The sequence below is a fragment of the Helicobacter rappini genome (genome assembly GCF_900198625.1).
In the GTDB taxonomy this organism is placed as follows: domain Bacteria; phylum Campylobacterota; class Campylobacteria; order Campylobacterales; family Helicobacteraceae; genus Helicobacter_A; species Helicobacter_A rappini.
The window spans coordinates 15,383-37,327 of the sequence record NZ_FZPK01000040.1; the positions used below are offsets into that span (position 1 = coordinate 15,383).

General features: G+C 35.9%; 20 protein-coding genes. 9 read left to right on the forward strand and 11 right to left on the reverse strand.

The features are described 5' to 3' along the window. Nucleotides 1–67: 67 nt before the first annotated feature. Together C6H17_RS08180 and argJ are read left to right on the forward strand one after the other, a co-directional pair. Complete coding sequence (locus C6H17_RS08180; protein ID WP_005218654.1) at nt 68–1,141, forward strand: glycosyl transferase family 90; 1,074 nt, start codon at nt 68–70, stop codon at nt 1,139–1,141. A 134-nt stretch (nt 1,142–1,275) separates the two neighbouring features. Continuing rightward, complete coding sequence (argJ, locus tag C6H17_RS08185) at nt 1,276–2,709, forward strand: bifunctional ornithine acetyltransferase/N-acetylglutamate synthase (RefSeq protein ID WP_005218652.1); 1,434 nt, start codon at nt 1,276–1,278, stop codon at nt 2,707–2,709. Between the two features lie 181 nt (nt 2,710–2,890). On the opposite strand, the gene C6H17_RS08190 is transcribed toward argJ, so the two are convergent. The 4 genes from C6H17_RS08190 to dnaX form a co-directional block, all read right to left on the reverse strand. Continuing rightward, entirely contained in the window at nt 2,891–3,655 is a 765-nt protein-coding gene (locus tag C6H17_RS08190) for a hypothetical protein (RefSeq protein WP_005218649.1), read from the reverse strand. Between the two features lie 118 nt (nt 3,656–3,773). Continuing rightward, complete coding sequence (locus tag C6H17_RS08195; protein WP_005218648.1) at nt 3,774–4,193, reverse strand: RrF2 family transcriptional regulator; 420 nt, start codon at nt 4,191–4,193, stop codon at nt 3,774–3,776. A 674-nt stretch (nt 4,194–4,867) separates the two neighbouring features. Beyond that, nucleotides 4,868–5,056 carry a hypothetical protein gene (locus C6H17_RS08200; protein WP_040463028.1) on the reverse strand — a complete coding sequence of 63 codons (189 nt, stop codon included), beginning with the start codon at nt 5,054–5,056 and terminating at the stop codon, nt 4,868–4,870. Between the two features lie 75 nt (nt 5,057–5,131). Then, nucleotides 5,132–8,113 (reverse strand): DNA polymerase III subunit gamma/tau, encoded by a 2,982-nt coding sequence (gene dnaX, locus C6H17_RS08205; RefSeq protein WP_020995707.1) that lies wholly within the window; start codon nt 8,111–8,113, stop codon nt 5,132–5,134. A gap of 150 nt (nt 8,114–8,263) precedes the next feature. On the opposite strand from dnaX, the gene dapF reads away from it, so the two are divergent. From dapF to acpS, 6 genes are all read left to right on the forward strand, one after another. Further along, complete coding sequence (dapF, locus tag C6H17_RS08210) at nt 8,264–9,046, forward strand: diaminopimelate epimerase (protein WP_020995706.1); 783 nt, start codon at nt 8,264–8,266, stop codon at nt 9,044–9,046. Between the two features lie 21 nt (nt 9,047–9,067). Beyond that, nucleotides 9,068–9,754 carry a hypothetical protein gene (locus C6H17_RS08215; RefSeq protein ID WP_005218635.1) on the forward strand — a complete coding sequence of 229 codons (687 nt, stop codon included), beginning with the start codon at nt 9,068–9,070 and terminating at the stop codon, nt 9,752–9,754. Between the two features lie 306 nt (nt 9,755–10,060). Continuing rightward, complete coding sequence (locus C6H17_RS08220; RefSeq protein WP_005218633.1) at nt 10,061–10,789, forward strand: RsmD family RNA methyltransferase; 729 nt, start codon at nt 10,061–10,063, stop codon at nt 10,787–10,789. 10 nt (nt 10,790–10,799) lie between these two features. Continuing rightward, a complete protein-coding gene (locus tag C6H17_RS08225) occupies nt 10,800–11,354 on the forward strand; it encodes a flagellar basal body-associated FliL family protein (RefSeq protein ID WP_104731394.1) in 555 nt (184 codons plus the stop codon). A 57-nt stretch (nt 11,355–11,411) separates the two neighbouring features. Continuing rightward, nucleotides 11,412–11,825, forward strand: a complete 414-nt coding sequence (locus C6H17_RS08230) for a flagellar basal body-associated FliL family protein (protein ID WP_005218628.1) — start codon at nt 11,412–11,414, stop codon at nt 11,823–11,825. Between the two features lie 12 nt (nt 11,826–11,837). Beyond that, nucleotides 11,838–12,371 carry a holo-ACP synthase gene (gene acpS / locus C6H17_RS08235; RefSeq protein WP_020995705.1) on the forward strand — a complete coding sequence of 178 codons (534 nt, stop codon included), beginning with the start codon at nt 11,838–11,840 and terminating at the stop codon, nt 12,369–12,371. Nucleotides 12,372–12,617: 246 nt separating this feature from the next. On the opposite strand, the gene C6H17_RS08240 is transcribed toward acpS, so the two are convergent. Genes C6H17_RS08240 through C6H17_RS08250 form a run of 3 tightly spaced genes read right to left on the reverse strand, consistent with a single transcriptional unit; the run spans nt 12,618 to nt 16,163 of the window. Then, nucleotides 12,618–13,637, reverse strand: coding sequence for an LLM class flavin-dependent oxidoreductase (locus C6H17_RS08240; RefSeq protein WP_005218625.1), 1,020 nt, complete (start codon nt 13,635–13,637; stop codon nt 12,618–12,620). A gap of 11 nt (nt 13,638–13,648) precedes the next feature. Beyond that, complete coding sequence (locus C6H17_RS08245) at nt 13,649–14,725, reverse strand: ATP-grasp domain-containing protein (RefSeq protein WP_005218623.1); 1,077 nt, start codon at nt 14,723–14,725, stop codon at nt 13,649–13,651. Beyond that, a complete protein-coding gene (locus C6H17_RS08250; RefSeq protein ID WP_005218621.1) occupies nt 14,715–16,163 on the reverse strand; it encodes an LLM class flavin-dependent oxidoreductase in 1,449 nt (482 codons plus the stop codon). The genes C6H17_RS08245 and C6H17_RS08250 overlap by 11 nt, the downstream gene beginning before the upstream one ends. Before the next feature lie 341 nt (nt 16,164–16,504). Here C6H17_RS08250 and C6H17_RS08255 point away from each other — a divergent pair, with 341 nt between their 5' ends. After that, entirely contained in the window at nt 16,505–17,527 is a 1,023-nt protein-coding gene (locus C6H17_RS08255) for a glycosyltransferase family 9 protein (protein ID WP_005218613.1), read from the forward strand. Nucleotides 17,528–17,903: 376 nt separating this feature from the next. Here C6H17_RS08255 and glmS read toward each other — a convergent pair whose 3' ends face one another. The 4 genes from glmS to C6H17_RS08275 form a co-directional block, all read right to left on the reverse strand. Further along, complete coding sequence (gene glmS, locus C6H17_RS08260) at nt 17,904–19,700, reverse strand: glutamine--fructose-6-phosphate transaminase (isomerizing) (protein ID WP_005218611.1); 1,797 nt, start codon at nt 19,698–19,700, stop codon at nt 17,904–17,906. Between the two features lie 349 nt (nt 19,701–20,049). Continuing rightward, complete coding sequence (locus C6H17_RS08265; RefSeq protein WP_004087158.1) at nt 20,050–20,502, reverse strand: hypothetical protein; 453 nt, start codon at nt 20,500–20,502, stop codon at nt 20,050–20,052. Further along, nucleotides 20,484–20,732, reverse strand: a complete 249-nt coding sequence (locus C6H17_RS08270; RefSeq protein WP_004087157.1) for a hypothetical protein — start codon at nt 20,730–20,732, stop codon at nt 20,484–20,486. Before C6H17_RS08270 ends, C6H17_RS08265 begins: the two co-directional genes overlap by 19 nt. A 43-nt stretch (nt 20,733–20,775) precedes the next feature. Then, on the reverse strand, nt 20,776–21,789 hold the full coding sequence (locus C6H17_RS08275) for a flagellar basal body P-ring protein FlgI (protein WP_396279280.1): 1,014 nt from the start codon (nt 21,787–21,789) through the stop codon (nt 20,776–20,778). Between the last annotated feature and the right edge of the window lie 156 nt (nt 21,790–21,945).

The window sequence follows — 21,945 nt, forward strand, 5'->3', positions numbered from 1 at the left end:
CATATCATCTTCATAACTTTTCTATATAATACTCCGCTAGTTTTAAAAGCAAATGAAAGGGTATTTATTGCAGACAAGGGGTTCGCGTTTTATCTATAATCTCAAAGGTATTATACGCATGATAATACCACGCATAATAACGCAAAAGCAGCTTGAGACAAAGATACAAAAATTACTAAGAATCTATGAGAAAAACCTAGAAGACATAAGTAATCGCATAAATTATTACAATAAACTCAATAAGCCTTTTCATATACCATTAACAAAAGATAAATTACCGCAAATAAGCCCACTAGACCTAGATTTACCGCCTTATCCTAGTCGATTAGCAAACTTGCAGCAACTTGTGCCGAATATAGATATATTGAAAAATAATACTTATAAAGCCGGATCGGTGTATTATTATGATTCGTATGAATGGACGAGATATTTTAAGGATAATTTAGTCTGGGCATATATGTTTTATGATGTGAGTGAGCTTTTAAGCTTTCCTGCGATTTGTAAATCTCGTCCAATTATTGCTTGTAATAACAATTCAGTATTAATGCAGCTTGAAAAATATCGTCATTTTCATTTCATAAACGACCCAATAAGATTTGAGGATAAAAAGGATATATTGCTATTTCGTGGTGCTGTATATCAAGACCATAGAATCCGCTTTTTTGAAAAGCATTTTACTAATCCAAATTGCGATATTGGACATGTTGGACGAGCAGATTCTAATCCACAATGGCTAAAAAATAAGCTCTCAATACAAGAGCATTTGCCCTATAAATTTCTACTAAGCCTTGAGGGCTATGATGTAGCAAGTAATCTCAAATGGGTGTTAAGCTCAAACTCGCTCTGCATTATGCCAGAGCCAGAGATAGAAACTTGGTTTATGGAAGATAAGCTAGAAAAAGGTGTGCATTTTGCAGCTATTAAGCGTGATTATAGTGATGTAGATTCCGTGCTTGACTACTACAAAACACACACAAATGAAGCAAAGGAAATCATACAAAACGCACATGAATTTTGTGCTAGATTCTATGATAAAAGGCTTCAAGGCTTACTTAATCTCTTAGTGTTACGCAAATATTTTTATCTCTCAGGACAGATTGATATAAGCCCATTAGAACAAACATTATTTAAACTTGATTAGATATTATGGTAAAAAATCGCTAAGTGTGAAGTTTTTACACATAGATTCTATAACATAGGTGCGAGTGTTAGAAATATGGTATCTTTATGTGTTTTTTTCGCTAAAATCATTGCAGATTCTAAAAAAGGGATAGCATGGCGACACAAATAAAACTTAAGGCAAAAAGAAGCACAAAACTTCCAAAAGGATTCAAACTCTCTGGCGTAAAGGCAAATATAAAATATAAAAATAGGCTAGACCTAGCCCTTATCTACTCACAAGAGCCTTGCCAAAGCGCTGGTGTATGGACGAAAAATAGCGTGCAGGCGGCTTGTATCACTCACAATAAAGCAAAGATACAAAATCATATCCATGCTGTTATGATAAATTCTGGTTGTGCGAATGCTTGCACAGGAAAGCAAGGTGAAGAAAATTGCGATAAAAGTGCGGAAGCCCTAGCAAAAGTGTTGCGTATAGATTCTAAGCATATTTTACTTGCTTCCACAGGCGTTATTGGAGCGCAATTGCCCATGCCTAGAATCTTGAAAGCTATCCCAAAGTTAGTAGCACAAAAAAACAGCAATAAAGATTCTATAAAATTAGCAAGTAAAGCCATTATGACAACAGATACTTTCCCAAAGACTTTTGGCATAACTTGTAAGTTACAAAGCCCAAATGATTTAGATTCTAAAAATACATCTGGCAAAGAAAAAGTCGCTCGCAATGAAAAAACTAGCGATTCTAAAAATATTGTCATTAACACAGAATCTAAAGAAAATGCTAAAGATTCTACAAGCGTAGAAAATAAGTTAGATTCTAAAACACAAGAAAAAGAGACATGCGATAAAAAGGCAAAAGTAGAAAAGAAAAACAATAAATTTAGAATCTTTGGCATGGCAAAAGGTTCTGGCATGATTCACCCAAATATGGCGACCATGCTAGGCTTTATTTTGACTGATATAGCGATATCTAAAGAGTTATTGCAAGAAGCATTAAGTGAGATTAATACGCAAACTTTCAATCAAATAAGCGTTGATGGCGACACTTCAACAAATGATATGGTTGTTGTGTTAGCAAATGGTGCTGCAAAGAATGAAATTATCACAAGTAAAAGCACAGACTATGAGATATTCAAAAAAGCGTTAAAAAAAGTATGTGTCAATCTTGCCAAACAAATCGCTAAAGATGGCGAGGGTGCTACGCATTTGCTTGAAGTATCCATTAAAAACGCACAGAGTTTGCAACAAGCACAAACTCTAAGCAAAGCTATCATTGGCTCAAATCTTGTAAAAACTGCAATCTTTGGTAAAGATGCAAACTGGGGACGAATTATATGTGCTATGGGGTATAGCAATGCGAGTTTTGATGCAAGTAAATTTAATCTTATTTTTGCAAGTAAAAAAGGGAAAATTGCAATTGTAAAAAATGGCGTAGGAACAGCATTTAATGAAAGTAAAGCAAAAAGTATTTTGAGTGCAGATGTCGTGCGTATTTTAATTGATTTGCAAGATGGCACACATAGTGCGAAGGCTTGGGGTTGTGACTTAAGCTATGATTATATAAAGATTAATGCAGATTATCGCTCGTAGATTCTAGATTGTGTCATGTGATTTAGCTTTGTTTCATCTCTTAAAACTTTAAAAATTTGTGTAGAAAGCTGTATTGCTAAATTTTAGCATACAAAGCTTGGGATACAGCATAAAAAGGCGTGTCTAAATCATGCGTTGAAACAATATGCTAATTAGCTTGATAAGATTTCAAAAATAGAATCTAACCCCTAAGATTAAGAATATATGAAGGCTCAAAAGATTCTAAATCCCATAAAGGTTCATTTTGACCCACATCAATTTGTATCTCATCAAAGCCTTGTAATTCACTTAGTCTATTCTCAAGTATCTTTTTTACTTTTTCACTCATCACACAAAGTCGCAAACATACATTATTTTCATCATTTAGCGATACAATGCCGCTTATCTCACCCAAATGATGAAAAATGCTATAAAATTCTAAAAATTCCACTTGTTTTTTAAGCTGCACTAAACTTTCTTTGCCATCATCCTCTTTTATCACCATGCTAAATACGCCATTTTGCAAAGCAATAAGCAAGTTTGATAACTCTAAAAACTCCTGCTTACTTGTCGCAAGAGGTAATCTCTCTAGTAAAAACTCTTTAAAAACAGATTCTAGTGTGCTGCCGCCCTTATGCGTTTCACTAAGCAACTCTTTTAAGTCATTTGAGCTTAATTTAAGTTTTGCATGTGCTAGATTCTCCAGCATTTTTGGCTGCTTAATAAGATCTGAAATGAGTAAGCCATCTTTGCCTTGTTTGACATTTGCCCAATAATTTGTGCCAACTTGAAGTTCTTTGTTGCTTTGTGTCTCAATGATGAGTTTTCCAAGCTGCACGAGATATTTATCAGCACCTTTTTTATCAAGTATGCGTAAAAGCATAGGCAAAGTAGCATTTATCTCTTTATTGCCTGTGGTTGTTGCCATTTGACTTAATAGGCTTTGAATGTGTGTTGGCTGTATCATACCCACCCTTTTTTACTGATAGTAACATATCGGCATACGCTTGTGGTTTGTAAAATGAAAGTAATGCTAGATAAGTCTCGCATTAAGTTGCTATTTTAATAATTTTTATACAATATAGTTACATATATTCATCTGTCTGCAATAAATCTTGTAAGCTATATTTTTGAAACTCCTGCATGAAAGCATTTTTTGCCTTATGAATGATTGATTTGAGATTGCAATTGATTTGATAGGGGCATTCCGTGTGTTTAGAATTATGCTTCAAACACTCAACAAAGTCGGTATTTATCTCTGTATAAAGCAACACATCGGCTAATCCAATATCCTTTGGCTTTTTAGCAAGTTTTATGCCGCCTTCCCGCCCCCTAAAAGTCTTTATAAACTGACCTTTTGATAGTTTATGGATAATTTTTTTGAGATGATTCTGTGAGATTCTAAGCTCGCTTGCCATATTTTCTATAGTGTTTAATGTATTATCGTGCTGTGCGAGATAGATTAATGCCCGAAATGAATAATCGCTAAACTTTGATAACTGCATATTGCTTCCTTGTATGTATTTTGGCGTGTTGTTTAAGTATGAAATATTATCGTTTTATTTTGTGATTTTCAAACTTTAATAACGCTATATCATTATGTAGCATGAGATTTTTACATATATTTACATAATTTTATAGAATTAAAGATCTGTAATTTTGCCCTTGTGTTTAGAACAATAATCGTGATATAAGATTAACAGGCATCACACATGCAATCTAAAAAAATGATAGTCTTTTTGCTTAATTTCTATTTTTTAAATTCTTTGAATTTTAATTCACCCTTATAATTTTGGCAGAATAAAGTTTATAAAAGTACCCAATATAATTAGAAAAATCATAAACTTAAGGCTTATTTTTTTATCTTTTTTCTCTTTCCATAAATCTAGCCATTGTCCAATTGTCAAGTCATAATACAGCCATTTGATGATGAAAAACGCTACCACAACTACTCATAGCAAAACAGGCATTATAAAGTATTTGCATTAAAGTTTCCATTCATATCCTCCAAATTTGTGATTATTGTATCTTTCCATTTACTAAGCAACCTATCAAGGCAACGAGCAATAAGTAGCAGAAAATCACAACTATATTTTTTCTATATTTTTTGATAAAAAGAATAGTTTTGACATATAGCATAGGGGCAATATATTTCATTATTAATATGACAATAATGCAACTACAAAGCAGTATCGCAATATTCGTAAAAGTTATAGGTGGAGATAAAAATAAAAAATAAGATTCCAAATATCGTATAAACAATCTTTTTTAAGACTCCCATATCTTTATCATCTGGGACAAATAATCCTATCCACCAAATTATTACAAAGCCTAGAAATAGCAAAATAAGAATAAAAAATATCGACATTAAGAATTCCATAATTCTACCTCCATATTGCTTGGTTGGTATAATGCGTTTAAAACTGCATTGCCCTTGCATTACTTATTGCAGTGTCGTTGATACAGGCAATGATATGACTTTCATATCTTTTATGCCGAGTTCATTTTGCATACTTTTTAGCATATCGCTATTTTGCGCGATAAACTGCATGGCAGGGTCTGCACTCATTGCTTGATTATTATTTGTTTCTGTGTTTAGATTCTGTGGTTCTGCTTGTTGTGTATGGGTGGGGTTATTATCTGTTATTTCGTTTAGATTCTGTTTGGTTTGTGGTTTGTTATGTGTTATTTGAGTGGCTCTTGTGGTTGTGCTTTGCATGAGTTTTTCTAAATCCTGTGGGCTTTGCTTTGCAACCTGCATTTTTATAGAATCTCCATAGACTTCTTTCATAACCTGCATAATGCCGCTATATGCTTGTCTCAATGTGCCTGTCTCTTCCTCTGTGGTGTAAAAGATAAGATGCAATATATTATTTGTGAGTTTGTCAAATGCGATTTTATTCTCAAAAAGACTGCCTATATTATAATCCCTTTCATATAGCCTTGTTATAAGTGCTGTAAAAAGTGGGTCATTTTTTGTAAGGCTAAAGGGTTGTTTGTTTGTTTCTTGTTGTGAGTTTATAGAATCTATTTGGCTTTGCTGTGTGGGGTTAGATTCTATTGAGTTATTAGATTCTGTTAGATTATTAGAATTTTGTGAAATATTAGAATCTAGTTTAGATTCTGTTTGAATGTTAGAATCTTGTGCGGTGTTAAGATGTGTTATAGAATCGTTATTGCTAGATTCTATTGTGAAATTAGGATTTACACTCATTTGTGCTTGTGGCATGGAATCTTTATTTATAGAATCTTTTATTAACTCTGCTTGTGTGTTGTTTTCTTGTATTGTATTTATAGTTTCATTTTGTGGGGTTTTTATATTGGTTTCCATTGTGCTGGGGTCTATTTGCTGATTAATATAGGCTTTGCTAGATTCTGTTAGGCTATTAGAATCTATTGATAAATTAGAATTATTTAAAGTATTAGAATGCACTAGGTTATGAGTATTTAAAGAGAGATTAGAATCTTTATTGCTAGATTCTTGTGTATTGGTTTTAGATTCTATAAAAGCATTAGAATCTTGTGTTAGATTCTGTGTGTTTTGTTGAATTTGTGTAGTTTGTAGATTCTGTGTTGTTTGGTTGGATATTTCTGTTTGGGTTGTATTTTTAGTTATAGAATATGTTATGGAATCTTTAGATTCTCTCGCTTCTATAGGTTGTATAGAATCCAAAGAAGTAGAATTTGGGGAATTAGAATTTACATGACTTATAGAATCTTTGGAGTTTGTAGGAATTGTCGCATTTATAGAATCTATGGAATTTTTAACAGAATCATTATACTGCATAGGATTTATGGAATCTTGTGCGGTATTAATATGTGTTATAGAATCTTTATTGCTAGATTCTATTGTGAGATTAGAATTTACACTTGTTTGTGTTTGTGGTAAGGAATCTTTATTTATAGAATCTTTAGTGTTTGTAGGATTTATAGAATCTTTAATGGGATTTATAGAATCTACAGAAGTATTAGACTGCATGGGATTTATAGAATCCACCTGCATAGCATTCTTAGATTCCATACTATTTTGTGTGGCTATATAGTCGTTTGATAATTGCGTGATTTGTGCGTTTTGAGCTGGGGTTTGCATACTTTCTAGCTGTTTTAGTGCGTTTGCTATCTCTCGTATTTTCTGGGCTTCAAGCATTTTTAGAATGGTTAATAACAGACAAAAATCACTATCGCAATCAAGCTGCAACATAGCCTTAGAATCATTAATAATATTCGCATAACGCATGCCTAAAACGGGCGGGATTTGTGGTATCTCTTCTAGCATTTTATTCTTAATATAAAGGCTTAACTCATCTAATATCATCTCAATCTCATAGCCCTCCAGCGATTTAGCAAACTTTATACATTCCTGCATATCCTTTCTTAAAAGGGCTTGAAAAAGCGTGTCAAAGGCACTTGGGTCTAGTGCGCCTAGCATATCGGCTAACTTCTGCGTATTAAGGCTATTTTGACAAAAGACAATGGCTTGGTCTAGCAAGGTTAGGGTATCTCTAAGGCTTCCATGTCCATTTCGTATCAGCATATCTAGGCTTGCTTCATCGCTACTTACATTTTCTTTTTGCAGGATATGTGCTAGGTGATTTTTTAATGCTGTTGTTGGAATCTTTTTAAAGCGAAAATGTTGTGTGCGACTTAGTATTGTCGCCGGGACTTTTAGCGGGTCTGTGGTAGCTAGGATAAATTTCACATAGTTTGGTGGCTCTTCTAGCGTTTTTAAAAGTGAGTTAAACGCCTCTTTTGTTAGCATATGGACTTCATCTATGATAAAGATTTTAAATCGTCCCATTGTAGGCTTGTATTTGGTCTGCTCGATTAAATCTCTCATATCATCAATCTTTCTATTACTCGCACCATCAAGCTCTGTAATGTCTAAATGAGCGCCTTTTAATGCGGCGATACAATTCGCACAAGTCCCGCAAGGACTAGAGGTAATGCCCCTTTCACACTGCAGGGATCTAGCTAAGATTCTAGCTGATGAGGTCTTACCACTCCCTCTTAAGCCGCTAAATAGATACGCATTAGCGATTTTCTTACTATCTAGGGCTAGACACAATGTCCTTGCGACACTTTCCTGCCCTACGAGTTCAGCAAAAGTTTTTGGTCTGTATTTTAGGGCAAGGGCTATTGCCTCTGTGCTTTCAGTCTGTGCTACATTGCTTTGTGCTAGAATCTCGTTTTTGGAATCTTTTGGCTGTGGGATTAATATATGATTTTGTGTGGTGGTTTGGTTGGTCTGTGTTTTTTGCTGCATTATAGGCTGTGTTTGGCGTGAATGCGTGCTATTTTGTGTCATTGAGAAAATATCAAGCGGCTTTGTAAATACAAGTTTATGGTCAATGGGATTTGGTGAGACTCTGTTTATATCCCATGGTGGCATATTTTCATCAGTTGTATGTGTAGTTGTATTATCCATTAAAATCCCCTATTTATTCTACAAGTTAAAGAGTGAAATTATAACAAAATAGCTTAATATTGCGATAAAGCCTTACACTTTATTACAAAAGTTAAGGATTTTGGGTATAATAGGCGGGTTTCTTGTGGTTTGTGGCTTAAAGGATTAGATATGATTATAAGCAAATATTGTGCGAGTGGTAATGACTTTTTGATATTTCATAGCTTTTTGGAGCAAAATCGTGCGAAGATGGCAGTGGAGCTTTGCAATAGATTCTATGGGATTGGGGCTGATGGCATGGTTGTAGTTTTGCCTTATGAGAGTAAAGATTCTAATATCGCATATAAATGGGAGTTTTACAATGCTGATGGCAGTTTTGCTGGTATGTGTGGAAATGCAAGTAGAGCTGTAAGCCTATATGCTTTTCATAATAAACTTGCTACGCAAAATCATAGTTTTCTAAGTGGAGCGGGGATCATTGATACAAGCATTAAAGAAATTATAGATTCAAAACATGCTTATGTGCAAAGCAATCTTGGCGAATATGTCCTGCAAGGCAATATCGTTGAGAATAAAAAGGGGAGTGTCTATGAGTTTGAGCATATTATCATGCGTATCCCGCATTTAGTGTATTTTGCTACTTCTATGAAAGAGTTTAATTTGCTTAGCAATGACTTAGAGTTTCTCTCACATTTAAGACATAAGTATGATGCAAATGTAAATATTGCTATAAGAGAGAATGATAAAATCTATTATGTAACCTTTGAAAGGGGGGTAGAAAATATCACACAAGCCTGTGGCACAGGTGCATGTGCGGTATATGTCAGCCTAAGAGATTTTAGCAAAACCTATACGCTTATACCACCAAGCAAAGAGAAATTGCAAGTATCTTATAATAATGGCTTAATCTATTTCTCTGGACTTGTAACAAAAGTGTGTGATTGTGTTTTGTAATTTGTGTCAAAGGAATTATTAATGAAAGAGAATGTAGATAGTAAAGATACTAGTGTTTTTGCTGATATTTATGAAGATAAGCGAATGTTTAATGTAGATTCTAAAACAGCATGTTTTATTAAGCAAGGCGGTATGTCGAAAGTAGATTCTAATCTTTGTCATATTGAGCGTAGCGAAATGTCTAGTGTAGAGTCTATGTTACATTTAAATAAACATAAAGCTTTATCCACAAAGCTATGGAATCTAGACTTTAAAATAGATTCTAAACAGAATCTTTTGCTTGATCCTACACATAAAATTATTGTAGAAAATACCCACAAAAAATCCCTTAATTTTTACAATAAAAAAAGTAAAATATCTAAGAAACTAAACTCAACCTATTCACATATAAATATAGATTTTAAAGCAACACTATCTCTACACTATCTCTATAAATCCATATATAGAATCTTATCTATATTTTTATTTAGCCTTATATGCAGTATATATACAGCAAATGCCAACACAATCACAGATAATAAAACCCAAACAAACCCCACACAAAATAAAACAACACAATCACAAAAAGTGCAAATAAAAGGCGATACCCTAGTCATACAAGATGCCTCATGCCAATCGGGCAATAAATCGCTACTCAAATCATTACAAACAAAAGATTCCAAAAATACAACGACATTGCAAGAATGCGATGATATAAATCATAAATAGTTATGTCATATTAATATAAAGTCTCTCATAGTAACCAAGACTGAGTGAAATGTTACTAAAAAGCGGGGTTAAAGATTTGGGGTTTTGAGCATGTATATGGAGTGAATATTGTATTGCTTGCATGATTATTGATTTTTATATCCACAACTTGGATAGACAATGTTGTTTTAGTGCCAAATATAACAATAGGCAATCTAATTATAGAATTGGTTGTTATGTATCAATATCGGCTAAAATCTAAATTATGCTAAGATTACAAATTAAAATTCCATAAAACCCCCAAAACAAGTTACTACAAGGAAAAATATGCGTAAGCAAAACAAAGCAAAGCAAAATCGCACACAAAATAAAAAAGAAAAATTTATAATTAATAGGGGAAAATACAAAGGCTTAGGGCTTTTTTTAGAATCTAATAGCACGACACGACCTACAAAAGCCCTTGTGAAAAAGTCCTTTTTTGATACCATGCAACATAACCTTTATAATAAAGTCTTTGTTGAGTGTTTTGCAGGGAGTGGTCAAATGGGCTTTGAAGCCTTATCTCTTGGGGCTAGTTCGGCTGTATTTTTTGAGAAAAACATGGGGGCTTTTAAGAATCTATGTGAAAATATCAGTCTATTTTGGCAGAAACATAAGAACTATCATAGAGACACAAACGATTCTATAACCACGCCTTTTAGCATAAACGCACACTATAAAGATTGTCTGCAATCACAGGATTCTATAATGAATTTTGCAAAAAACACAGATTTTCAAGTAAAAAATGATATAATTCCAGCTTTAAATTCCACAATGCAAACAAATCAATTTGTATTATATATGGACCCACCATTTGCATGTCGAGAAGGTTTTGGCGATATTTATACAAAGATTTGGCATTTTATAGAATCTTTTGATGAAAATTTTACGCAAAAAGTCGATATGATAGTCATTGAAAGTATGAGTAATATCCAGCTTGATACGCAAATAGGGATATTTCAGCTTGTGAAAAAAAGTAAGTTTGGACAGACGACTTTGATGTATTTTACAAAATAAAGGAGCAAACATGGCAGAAGAAGAAAAACCAGCCGCAGAAGAGAAAAAGGGCAAAGGACTTATTTTTATCATTATAGGCGTTGTTGTTGCGGTGCTTATACTTATTGGTGTAGTTGTGTTTCTGTTTATGGGCGGAGATGAAGAGGGCGATCATGGTGGTGGCAATGCAGCGCCACCACCACAAATCGCAAATCTAACGCCAGAGCAGCAAGCATTACTGCAAAATGAAGCATATAAAAATCCTGTTGCTATCATGCCTTTAGAGAAAGATTTTATCATCAATCTAAAGTCGCCGGATCCAGAAAATATGCGTGTTGCAGGCTTTGCTAAGTTTAGGGCTACACTTTTACTTGCTGATAAAAATGCGGTAAAAGAGGTCGATGCGAAGCTTGATATTGTAAGAGGTGTTATCGCTGATGCTACGAGTGCTTATCTTGCTACTGAGTTACAAGGTTCGCAAGGCAGACAAAAACTTGCTAATGCGATTGTAGTAAGCCTTAACTCTGTGCTCACAGATGGCAAGGTAGCAGCAGTTGTATTCCCAGATTTTATTATACAGCCTTAAGATTTCAAGGCTTTAATGCTAGATTAAAAGATTCCTAGAATCTTGTTAAGGAAAGTTATGAAACACATATTGTTTATATTATTGTGTATGTTTGGTTTTAGTGTTGTGCATGCTGATGAAAACGCCTATTATGGCGTATATCGCAATGCAAAGGATTTATATCCAATTGAAAAAGAGTTTGTCATGATGCTAAAACCATCAAATCCAGATGATTTACGCACTGCTGGCTATGCTAAGTTTAATGCGACAATTATTATGAGTGATAAGGCGGCAGCTAAAGAGCTTGATGCAAAGATTGAGATTGTGCGTTCTGTTGTCGTTGATACTGTGAGTGGCTTTATGAAGACAGACTTGCAAGGTGCACAAGGCAAACAAAAACTTGCTGCAACACTTACTGCGAGTGTGAATGCAGTTTTGACAGATAGTAGTATAGTAGGCTTTGTCTTCCCAGACTTTGTAATCCAGCCTTAATATAGCTTCATTATGAATCTTGAAATTGGCACAGATATTATTGCCACATCACGCATAAAAAATGCCATTGCAAAGTTTGGCTTGGGTTTTTTAGAGCGTTTTTTACTACCAAGTGAGATGTTACTTGCTTATAAAAATAAAGAGAAACTATTGCTATATAATAAAGATTTTAAAATCTTGTCTCATAAATTTATATCCACTAAAACACATTTTTTCACACAAGAAAGCCTAGATTTATATACCACGCAAATGCAGGATATTTTCAATGATTTACAAGCAAATTTCACAATAGAATCATATAAGATTGACACAATAGCAGGATTTTGGGCGATAAAAGAGGCATGTTCTAAAGCACTTGGTGTTGGCATTGGCAAAGAACTTGGATTTCATGATATGTGTATATACAAAGATATATATGGAAAGCCGCACCTAGCCCTACATGAAAATAAATATAATAATTTTAGAATGCAAAAAATTGCAATTAGCATGAGTCATGACTGCTTAAATGCCATTGCTGTGTGTGTTATTACTTTTAATGAAGCATGATGTTTATAATTAAAAAGCATGTTTTAGGTGTTTTCCATATTTGTGGGTTTGCCAAGCTTTAGCTTTTTAGAATCTGTATTCTAACTTTTACAACCCAGATTTTAAAACAATACTTCAAGTGATTAGTAGCATTGATATGCTTTAAAAAACACAGATCGCATAATAAGTCATAGCAAGAAAATCTAATCCTTTGCAGCGACTAAAGTGGCGATCATTCACGCATTTTCTATCAATATGCTTCCACTCTCACACCAATGGCATAACCTTTTTAGCGATATATTCTAGCTCTTCTTGCATATTAGCACACTGGATTATAAGCAAATCTAGCCCTGCTTCTTTATAGGCTCTAATCTTTTGTGCTACGCTCTCCGGCGTGCCAACTAGATTTGGTCGCAAACCGCGATTAGACACGCTATATTCTTGCTTACTTATCTCTACATCAAGCTGTGAATTGCCTGTAAAATTCTTATAAGAGTTCTCATAATCGGCATAATTTTTAATGGTGGTAATCCGCTTTAGCTCTTTTTGTGCTTCTTCTTCACTATCACGCACAATCATATACACCGCCATACCAAAGCCCTTAAATGGCGGCAATCCTGCCCTTTTCTTTCGCTCTTTCATATCAGTAATTTTTGCTTTCACTTCATCAAGTGTGCCGCCGTGCAGGAGATAAAAGTCTGCAAATTGTGTGATAGCATTCCTACCTATCTCGCTCTCTCCCCCGGCATATACAAGCGGAATCTTGGGCGGTTTAGGCTCGTTATAGGAATTTTCAAAGCTAAAATACTTGCCCTTATGATGAAATGGGCTTTTACTCCAAAATCCGCGCAAAACATCGGTGTATTCGTGTGTGAGTGTATATCTATCATCGTGCGCGTCAAAGTTTATGCCATATTGCCTAGCCTCCTCTTCCCACCACGCTGATACCATATTGATAGAAAATCGCCCATTGCAAATCTGCGAAATCGTGGCAATCTGCTTTGCCGTGAGTGCTACTTGATGATACTGCGGACGCAAAGCCGCTAGAATCTCAATGCTTTGTGTAACCGCTGCCAAACCATTAGCGATAGCCCACGCATCAAGGGCAGGGGCTTTTTCACCCTTAATGTCATTCAAATACAGCTCTGGCACAAGGGTGAGTGTATAGCCTAGATTCTCCGCCTTTACCGCTAAATCGCGGATATACTCCCAAGAACACTGCGTGCTATCATCATCTACATTCCTAAGCCAACTGCCAAATACCGGACTCCAATACCCAAACTTCATCTTACGCTCCTTTATTGTTTGTCAAACTGCTCTTTTAAAAAGCTAACAAGTCTATCTGCCGCTGCCACGCCGCCACTCTCTCTAATCTTAGATTCTAGTGTGGAGTTGTAGTTTGTGTTTGTGTTTATATCATAGACCACAATATCCCCACTCACACTCTCAATAAACTCAATCCCTGCCACAGCGATATTATGCACTGCTAAAAACTGCTCCAAACACCGCACAATAGGGCTGACAAAATCTATCTCTTTCCGCAAACTAAACTTATCCCCAACGCCCACTTCACACGCCGCCCCAGCAAGAGCAGGTCGCTTTGTAGATTCTGCTTTAGAATTTGCCGACTTAGAATCCCTACTAGAATCCACTTTAGAATCTAAAGAATCTATTTGACACGCATCAGCTGGGCATAGCTCAAATGCCCCATTGCTTGTATCCACTCGCACCGCATAATGAAACTTCCCGCCGATAAACTCACATCGCGTAATAAACGCTTCCCTAGATTCTACATACTCTTGCAAAAGCGTAATGCCATCAATTGGCAGCTCAAAATCGCTAGAATCCACATAGCCCCTAAACTCATTTATATTTTCAAAAAGTCGCACACCTAAGCCCTTGCCGCCTTGATTATGCTTTGTGATAAAGGGCTTGTTACCTAGCTTTTTGGTAAAGCTATTCGCTACATCTAGCAAACTTTTTTTCCCAAATACCGCAAGTGTTTTTGGTGTTTTAAAATCCACGCCTTGAGACTTAAAAAAGGATTCTAAAAACAAAGCCTGTTTAACCTTGCTGACCTCAAGCTCTAGCACAGAGCTGCCATTTATCACGCAACGCCCATAGCTTTCTAGCCACGCTAACAACGCACGACCATATTCCTTAGAAAAGGCATTATCACGCGTATGACTTGAGGCACTAAGCCTACTCCAAAACACCCCATTTGGTGGGATAGAATCTAGAGTGATCCCCCCTTGTGTCAAAAGGATTTCATTAAATCTCACCCCAGCCCTATCAAATGCCTCTTTAAAAGGCGGTATCCACTCGGGATTTTCGTGGATTATGTAAATGCCTTGCGGCAGTGAATCATATAACATAGTCTTGCTCCTTATTGTGTTTAAATCGCCCTGTGTTCGCATAATCATTGATTGTGCTTTTAGCCCCGCCCACACGATAGCGTGAAGCGATATGACTAGAATCTAGCCTATCGCCCTTGCCAAAGAGCTTGTGCCGCAGTGAGCCTTGTGCGTATTCTCTTTTATACACGCCGCGATTTTGAAGCTCTGGCACGATGAAACGCACGACATCTTCAAAGCTCCCGGGCGTTGTCGCATAGGCTAGATTAAAGCCATCAGCATCGCTATATGCGATCACTTCTTGTAAAATATCGCAAACTTGCGATGGTGAGCCTACAAACTTTGGTCCTTGACAGCCTAGCCCTGTGAGCTTTAGCAAGTCTTTTAGTCGCCACTCCTTGCCAGATTCTGTCGTGGAGTTACTCAAGGCTTCTACTTGTGCGACTATGGCGTTTGATTTAATGTTGCTTAATGGATCTTCTAAGTCATAGCGGCTTAAATCCACGCCAAGCCAACCAGAATTTATCACTAAAGAGCCTTCCTTGCTAGAGTAACTAAGCAAGTCATTATACTTAGCCTGTGCTAGATTCTCATTCTCATCAGTGATAATGGTAGCTAGAATGTAGATTTTGGCACTATATGGATCGCGTCCGGCTTGTATCAAAGCTTCTCGCACTTGTTTGACGGCGATTTTAGCGTATTCCTTTGTAGGAGGGGCTATGAAAATAGCCTCTGCGTGAGTAGCGGCAAACTGCCTACCACGCGTAGAATTCCCCGCTTGAAATAGCACCGGTGTGCGTTGGATACTTGGCTCACACAGATGAATGCCCGGGACATCAAAGTATTTGCCGTGATGTCCTATGTGATGGATTTTATTTGGATCGGCAAAGTCCCCACTCTCCCTATCTAAAATCACCGCAGAATCTTCCCAGCTACCCTCTAGTAGCTTATAAATCACTTCCATATATTCATCAGCCACATCGTAGCGTTCATTGTGCGGCAGCTCACTTGAGCCCATATTTTTATTTGCACTTGGTAGATAGCCTGTAACGATGTTCCAGCCGATCCTGCCCTTTGTAAGATGATCAAGTGTGCTAAGGCGTCTAGCAAAGGGATAGGGATGCTCAAAAGGCACGCCAGCAGTTACCCCAAAGCCTATGTGCTTAGTAACTGCCGCACCAATCACGGCAAGTTGTGTGGGGTCATTGACAGGCACTTGCAGGGCAGTCTTTAACGCCCCACAATCATTGCCCCCATAAATATCATACACGCCCAGCACATCAGCGATAAACACCGCGTCAAACAGCCCCTTTTCAGCGATTTGTGCGATATTCTGCCAATATTCAATGTCTTTATATTTTAGGGCTTGGTCGTTTGGATACCGCCACAGCCCCGGACTTAAATGCGAAATACAATTCATTTCAAAAGCATTAAAGCTAATTTGTTTTGTTAATCCCATATTGTTCTCCGTTTTGGAATCTTGTGTTGTGATTTATAAATCGCATTATATCAGTAAATTTTTAAAAATACAATATGTAATTTTAATTTTTTACATTTTTTTAAACTTTTTTATAGATAAACTATAATATATAATTATTAAATAGCCATTTTTATAATTAAAATTACATAAAATATAGTTTTATACTTATTTTATTGTAATAAATAGTAGGCTATAAAACTCTGCTGATAATACAAAGACATAGAATCTAAATCGATATAAGAGATTTCAGAAACTCGTAACTATGCTATAATCTTGCTTTTAAAAATATGATACGAAAAGTTTAAGTGCAGGGAAATTACATGAAGGTTGGCTATATACATTTTTATGGTTTAGGTGATAATATTTTCGCACTTGAGCCACTTTTTGCATTAAAAGCAATATTTAAGTGCGAAGTAATTGTCTTTGGTAATGCGATTATGAAAAATCTATTACTACATTGTGATTTTGTGGATTTTGTGCATGATATACAAGGTGATATTGCAAGTCATATTGATGTATTTAACTCATATCATCTTGATTATGCGATTCTTACAAATTGTAAGCGGTGTTATCTCTATCCCCTGCAAGCAAGCAATGTTAAAACAATTATTACAACTACAAAGATACCTAGTCTCTTTTCCATGCGTTGCAAGACTATCCCCATGCATCTTTTACCAAAATATCGCAACATGACACGATATGAGCAGGGTCTAAGCTATGTGCGAAAAATCAATCCAAAGTTATTTGACACAAAAATAAAGACAATCTGTCTTAATAATGCGAAAGTAAAAACTACACAGGAACAAAAAGAAAAGGTAAAATCTTTTATTGCTAATCATGCAAAAACGAGGGGGGGGGGGGGTAATTCTAAACTCATTTTAATTAATCCCTTTAGTCATACAGCCACACATACGCTTCCTTTAGAATCTTACATAGAGATTATAGCCCATATTAGCAATATGCAAAATTGTATCCCAGTCGTTGCCACCTATCCACAAATACATGACTACTTTTTAGAAGCACTATCTACATGGAAAAATGAAACCAAGCAAGAAATTTCAAATCTTATTATCTTTCAAAATGATGATGATATATTAAATCTTGCTGCATTGATAGAAGAAATGGATTATGTCATTAGCCCAAGCACAGGCACAATACATCTTGCTTCAAATCTAGGCGTGCCAACAATAGGATTATTTTCAGCGTATGACACAAAGAAATGGGGGACAAAGAGTAAGCAATATGTGATTTTACCTTATGAAAAAACGCAAATGAATGAAAATGATATACAACAGGCTATAACACAAACATTGCATATATTGCAAGACAATATTAGGAATTAATAATAAAATGTAGTTATGTTTTATTAAAAAAGTTTTAGCATAGAATCTACGAGAGAAAGCATAAATTTTTCTAGATTCTTTAAGTCTTTATGCAATTCTACATACAAAAAAGCTTATTTTATAACTTTATAAATCATAAAGATTCAATACAAAGCCAGATTAAAATACAAGTAGAGTTTATAGAATCTCTAAAAAGATTCTAAGTGTAACATTACAAAAAAGCTTAATAGCAGAATCTAAAATATAGCTTTAATAGCCAAAACAGATTCAATATAAAATAAGATTCAAAGCGACAATAAATCTTTAAAACTACAAAACAAACCTTAACAACCACATCAAAATACCAACAGAATCTTTATAAAGATTCCATATAAAATCATTCAACCGTAACGCTTTTAGCTAGATTTCGTGGCATATCCACATCATTATTAAGCCGCACTGCTATCTCTAATGCTAAAAGCTGCAAGACAACCATCATGGAGAAAAACTCTTCCATATAGCTTTCAAATTGCGGAATCTTTACGATATCATCAGCGAGTTCAAAATCAATGGGACTAATCGCACAGATTGTAGAATCTCTTGCAATGAGTTCTTCTACATTGCTTTTATTTTTTTCATATAATAAATTCTTAGGCATAAGTGCAAGAGTGAATAACTCACTATCAGCAAGGGCTATAGGACCATGCTTCATTTCCCCACTAGGATAACCCTCTGCGTGTAGATAGCTAATCTCTTTTAGCTTCAAAGCCCCCTCTAATGCGAGTGGATAGAAAATATCCCTACCGATAAAGAAAAAGCCATGTCCATGCAAATATCGCTTTGATAATCGCTTGATTTTTTCATGCAGATTCTGGTTTATATGTGTAGCACTTCTTGCATGTAGCATAGCCCTTGTCTCACTCTTTAAGCCAACAGAATCTATACAGCCCCTTTTGTATCCAAGCAACACTGAAAAGATCCATAGCACCATAACTTGTGTCGCAAATGCCTTTGTGCTTGCCACGCCTTTTTCTGTCCCAGCTCTTGTAAGCAGACAATAATCAGCTAAACGCACCATCGAGCTATTATCCACATTGCATATCACAAGTGTTTTTAAGCCTTTTTCTTTCGCAAGTTTTAGGGCTTGAAGTGTATCAGCAGTCTCACCACTTTGTGAGATAACGATAAAAAGCTCATCAGATTCTAACATAGGCTTTGCATAGCGAAACTCACTTGCAATATGCGTTGTCGTGCGGATTTTCGCTTTTCTCTCTAAGAGATATTTACCAACTAATGCACTATGATAGCTTGTCCCACACGCACAAATCGCAATGCTTTTAAAGGCATTAAAAAAGTTAGAATCTAGCTCTTCAAAACACACGCTCCCCTCACTCACTCGCCCCACCATTGTCTCAAGCAAAACGCTTTCTTGCTCGTATATCTCTTTTTCCATGAAATAGCGATAACCATCTTTTTGTGCCTTCTCTTTACTCGCATTAAAGGGCTTTATCTCATACTTTAAGTTTTGTATTTCATCTACACTAATGCTTCCATACACCCCATCATCAAGGTAAATCACACTATCTATAAGCCCTATGAGTGCTGCATCACTACTTGCAAAAAAGACTTCATTAGGATTATTTTTATTAAAGCCGATTAGAAGTGGGGAGTGCTTTTTCGCATAAAAGATTCTATTAGAATCTAGTTTTGTGATAAGTAGAATCGCAAAAGAGCCTTGCAATCGCTTAATCGTTGCTTCAAAAGCTTCCTTTGGCGAGAGCGTTTGCGTATAAGATTCAAATAAATGCACGATTGCTTCTGTATCTGTTTGACTTTGAAATTGCACGCCTTTTGCTTGTAACTCTTCTTTTAATTCCTTATAATTTTCAATGATTCCATTATGGATAATCGCGCTTTGTGTGCCACTATGCGGGTGTGCGTTGCATTCTGTTGGTTTGCCATGCGTAGCCCAACGCGTATGCCCTATGGCTAGTCCATAGCCCTCAAATGATATGTTTTGTAGCTTCTCACTCAAATTCTCTAGCTTTCCTACCGCACGAAAGGACTGAATCTTTTCATTTTGCAAAACCGCCATACCAGCACTATCATACCCACGATACTCTAGCTCTTTTAAACCATTTAAAATCACACTTTTTTTATCTCTATCACCGATATATCCAACGATACCACACATTGCTAACTCCCTATAATAATTATTTTTATAATACTACCCAATCTATTTCAACTCTGTTTTAATAGGCTATTGGTTTTAAATGCTTGTGCTGTATGTAATGCAACAATGCCATAAAATCTGGATTTTGCAGAAATTGCAGGTGTTATTATGGTTGTATTTCCAACTCGTTTGATTTTTAGCAACCTTGTTCACAAAGGTTAAACTATCGCGCTTAAGTTTGTGTAAAAAACTTATGAAAATAGATCGGTTTTTTGATTATGATAATATGTATATATCATAATTTATACAATCATCAACTACGTCTTGGTTGCTTATTCTGTATTTAACATAATTTTGTCTTTGTGCCAACTTACTCATAATCATACCTTGATTTGTCATACATTGCAAGTAATCTTTGCGGGTCAATATTCTCTTTTATTTTAAATTCTGCAAGAGTATCACAAGTATCCACAAAATCTAAAAATTCCACAACTTTGTGATAGTGTGGGCGATTATTAAAATCATGCACCAAGATTCTTGTATTTGCTTTACAATATATAATACTTGCAAGTATGCAGGCTACTCTAAATCTGCCATCAACAAACACCATACTAAAATCATTGCGATGGGTAAAAATCTGTTTAGAATAGTTAGGGAAACTCTCTCTTTTGTTTAACTCCAAAGGTACACCCCATGCACCAGTTTTACCTATATCAACATGAAAAAATGATAGTCTTTGCGTAGATAAATTTTGTTTTATCATATCCCATTCACTTAAATGTGCCAACCATTTCTTATCAGACTCTACACTTGTAATACGCATATTAGAATGCAAAAGAGCCAAAAAGGTTGAGCCACCGGAACCAAACTCAAGGTATTCACCCCCCCCCCCCCCACGATTTGATTATGCGTTTTAAAAGCGTTTTCTAAATATTCTCGTTCCATAGCAGACATTACTAAAGGAAAGTGCGTGGGGTGCATACTGCCTTTATCCTTTTCTATCATTTGCCTTTGTTTATACGCCTTTCTCTTCTTTCTAAAATAGCTCAACATGGTATCCCTTTTTCTAAATTTATCAAATCAACCTAAAACTTTTTTACAACACCTCAATATCCGCAGCGATAGCCCCGCTTCGTTTCATAGTTTCTAAGATAGACACAATGCTTTGTGGGCTTGCCCCAAGTCGCTGCAATGCCCTTACTACACTTGCAACAGTTGGTGTTTGCCCATTGCTACTTAGTGTGTTTGTCTGTGGGTCAAGTGTCATAGAATCTACTTTTGTGCTTTTATCATTTGTATCAAATTCATTAGTAATCTTTAGTGTTAAATCCCCATGAGTAAGCACGATGGGCTGCACGCTGATACTTAAGCCAGATACGATTGTGCCAGACTTTTCATCTATTACTATTTTCTCTCTAGCAGAGTAGGGGATATCTACTTCTTGGACTAAGGCTAGAAACTCAATCATGCTTAAATTATTTGGCTTATTAATCTTAATCGTTCTAGAATCTAGAGCAGTAGCGGAGTTATCCCCAAAGACTTCATTGATCTTATTTTGCACTTTTATAGCGTTTTGAAAGTCTGATTTCTTAAGGCTTAGAGTCGTGCTTGACTGATTTGCAAGATTATAGATAACTTCCTTTTCAATCGTTGCCCCACCATTAATAGTCCCGCTCACAAGGCTATCGCCCTTACCTACACTAATAGCACCTTGGGCTACCGCATAAATCTGCCCATCAACCGCATTTAGCGGTGTCATCACAAGTGTGCCACCTTGCAAGGACTTTGCATCCCCAATGCTAGAAATCTTTATATCGATTCTATCGCCCTGTCTTGCAAATGGCGGTAGGGAAGCGGTTACCATGACTGCCGCGACATTTTTAGACTTAATATCATCGGCAGTAACCTTTACATTCATAGTCTCTAGCATGTTTGCCATAGATTGTGCGGTAAATTTTGACCCGCCCTTATCGCCTGTGCCATTTAGCCCGATAACAATACCATAGCCCATAAGCTGGTTATCCCTCACACCAGCGATATTTGTGAGATCGCCAATCTTTTCAGCCTGCAGCGCCGCAACAAAACATAATGCTAAGATAAGACTTCTAATCATATAAATCCTTTTAATGTAAAAAATCCTTTTGTCATTGTAGCACAAACCTATCCACAATAAACACACTCAAAGCAAAAGCAATACCATAGCCAATAACATTTTACATTAAGCGTATTTTTTGTAAATAAAGCACACATAAAAATAATGTATAAT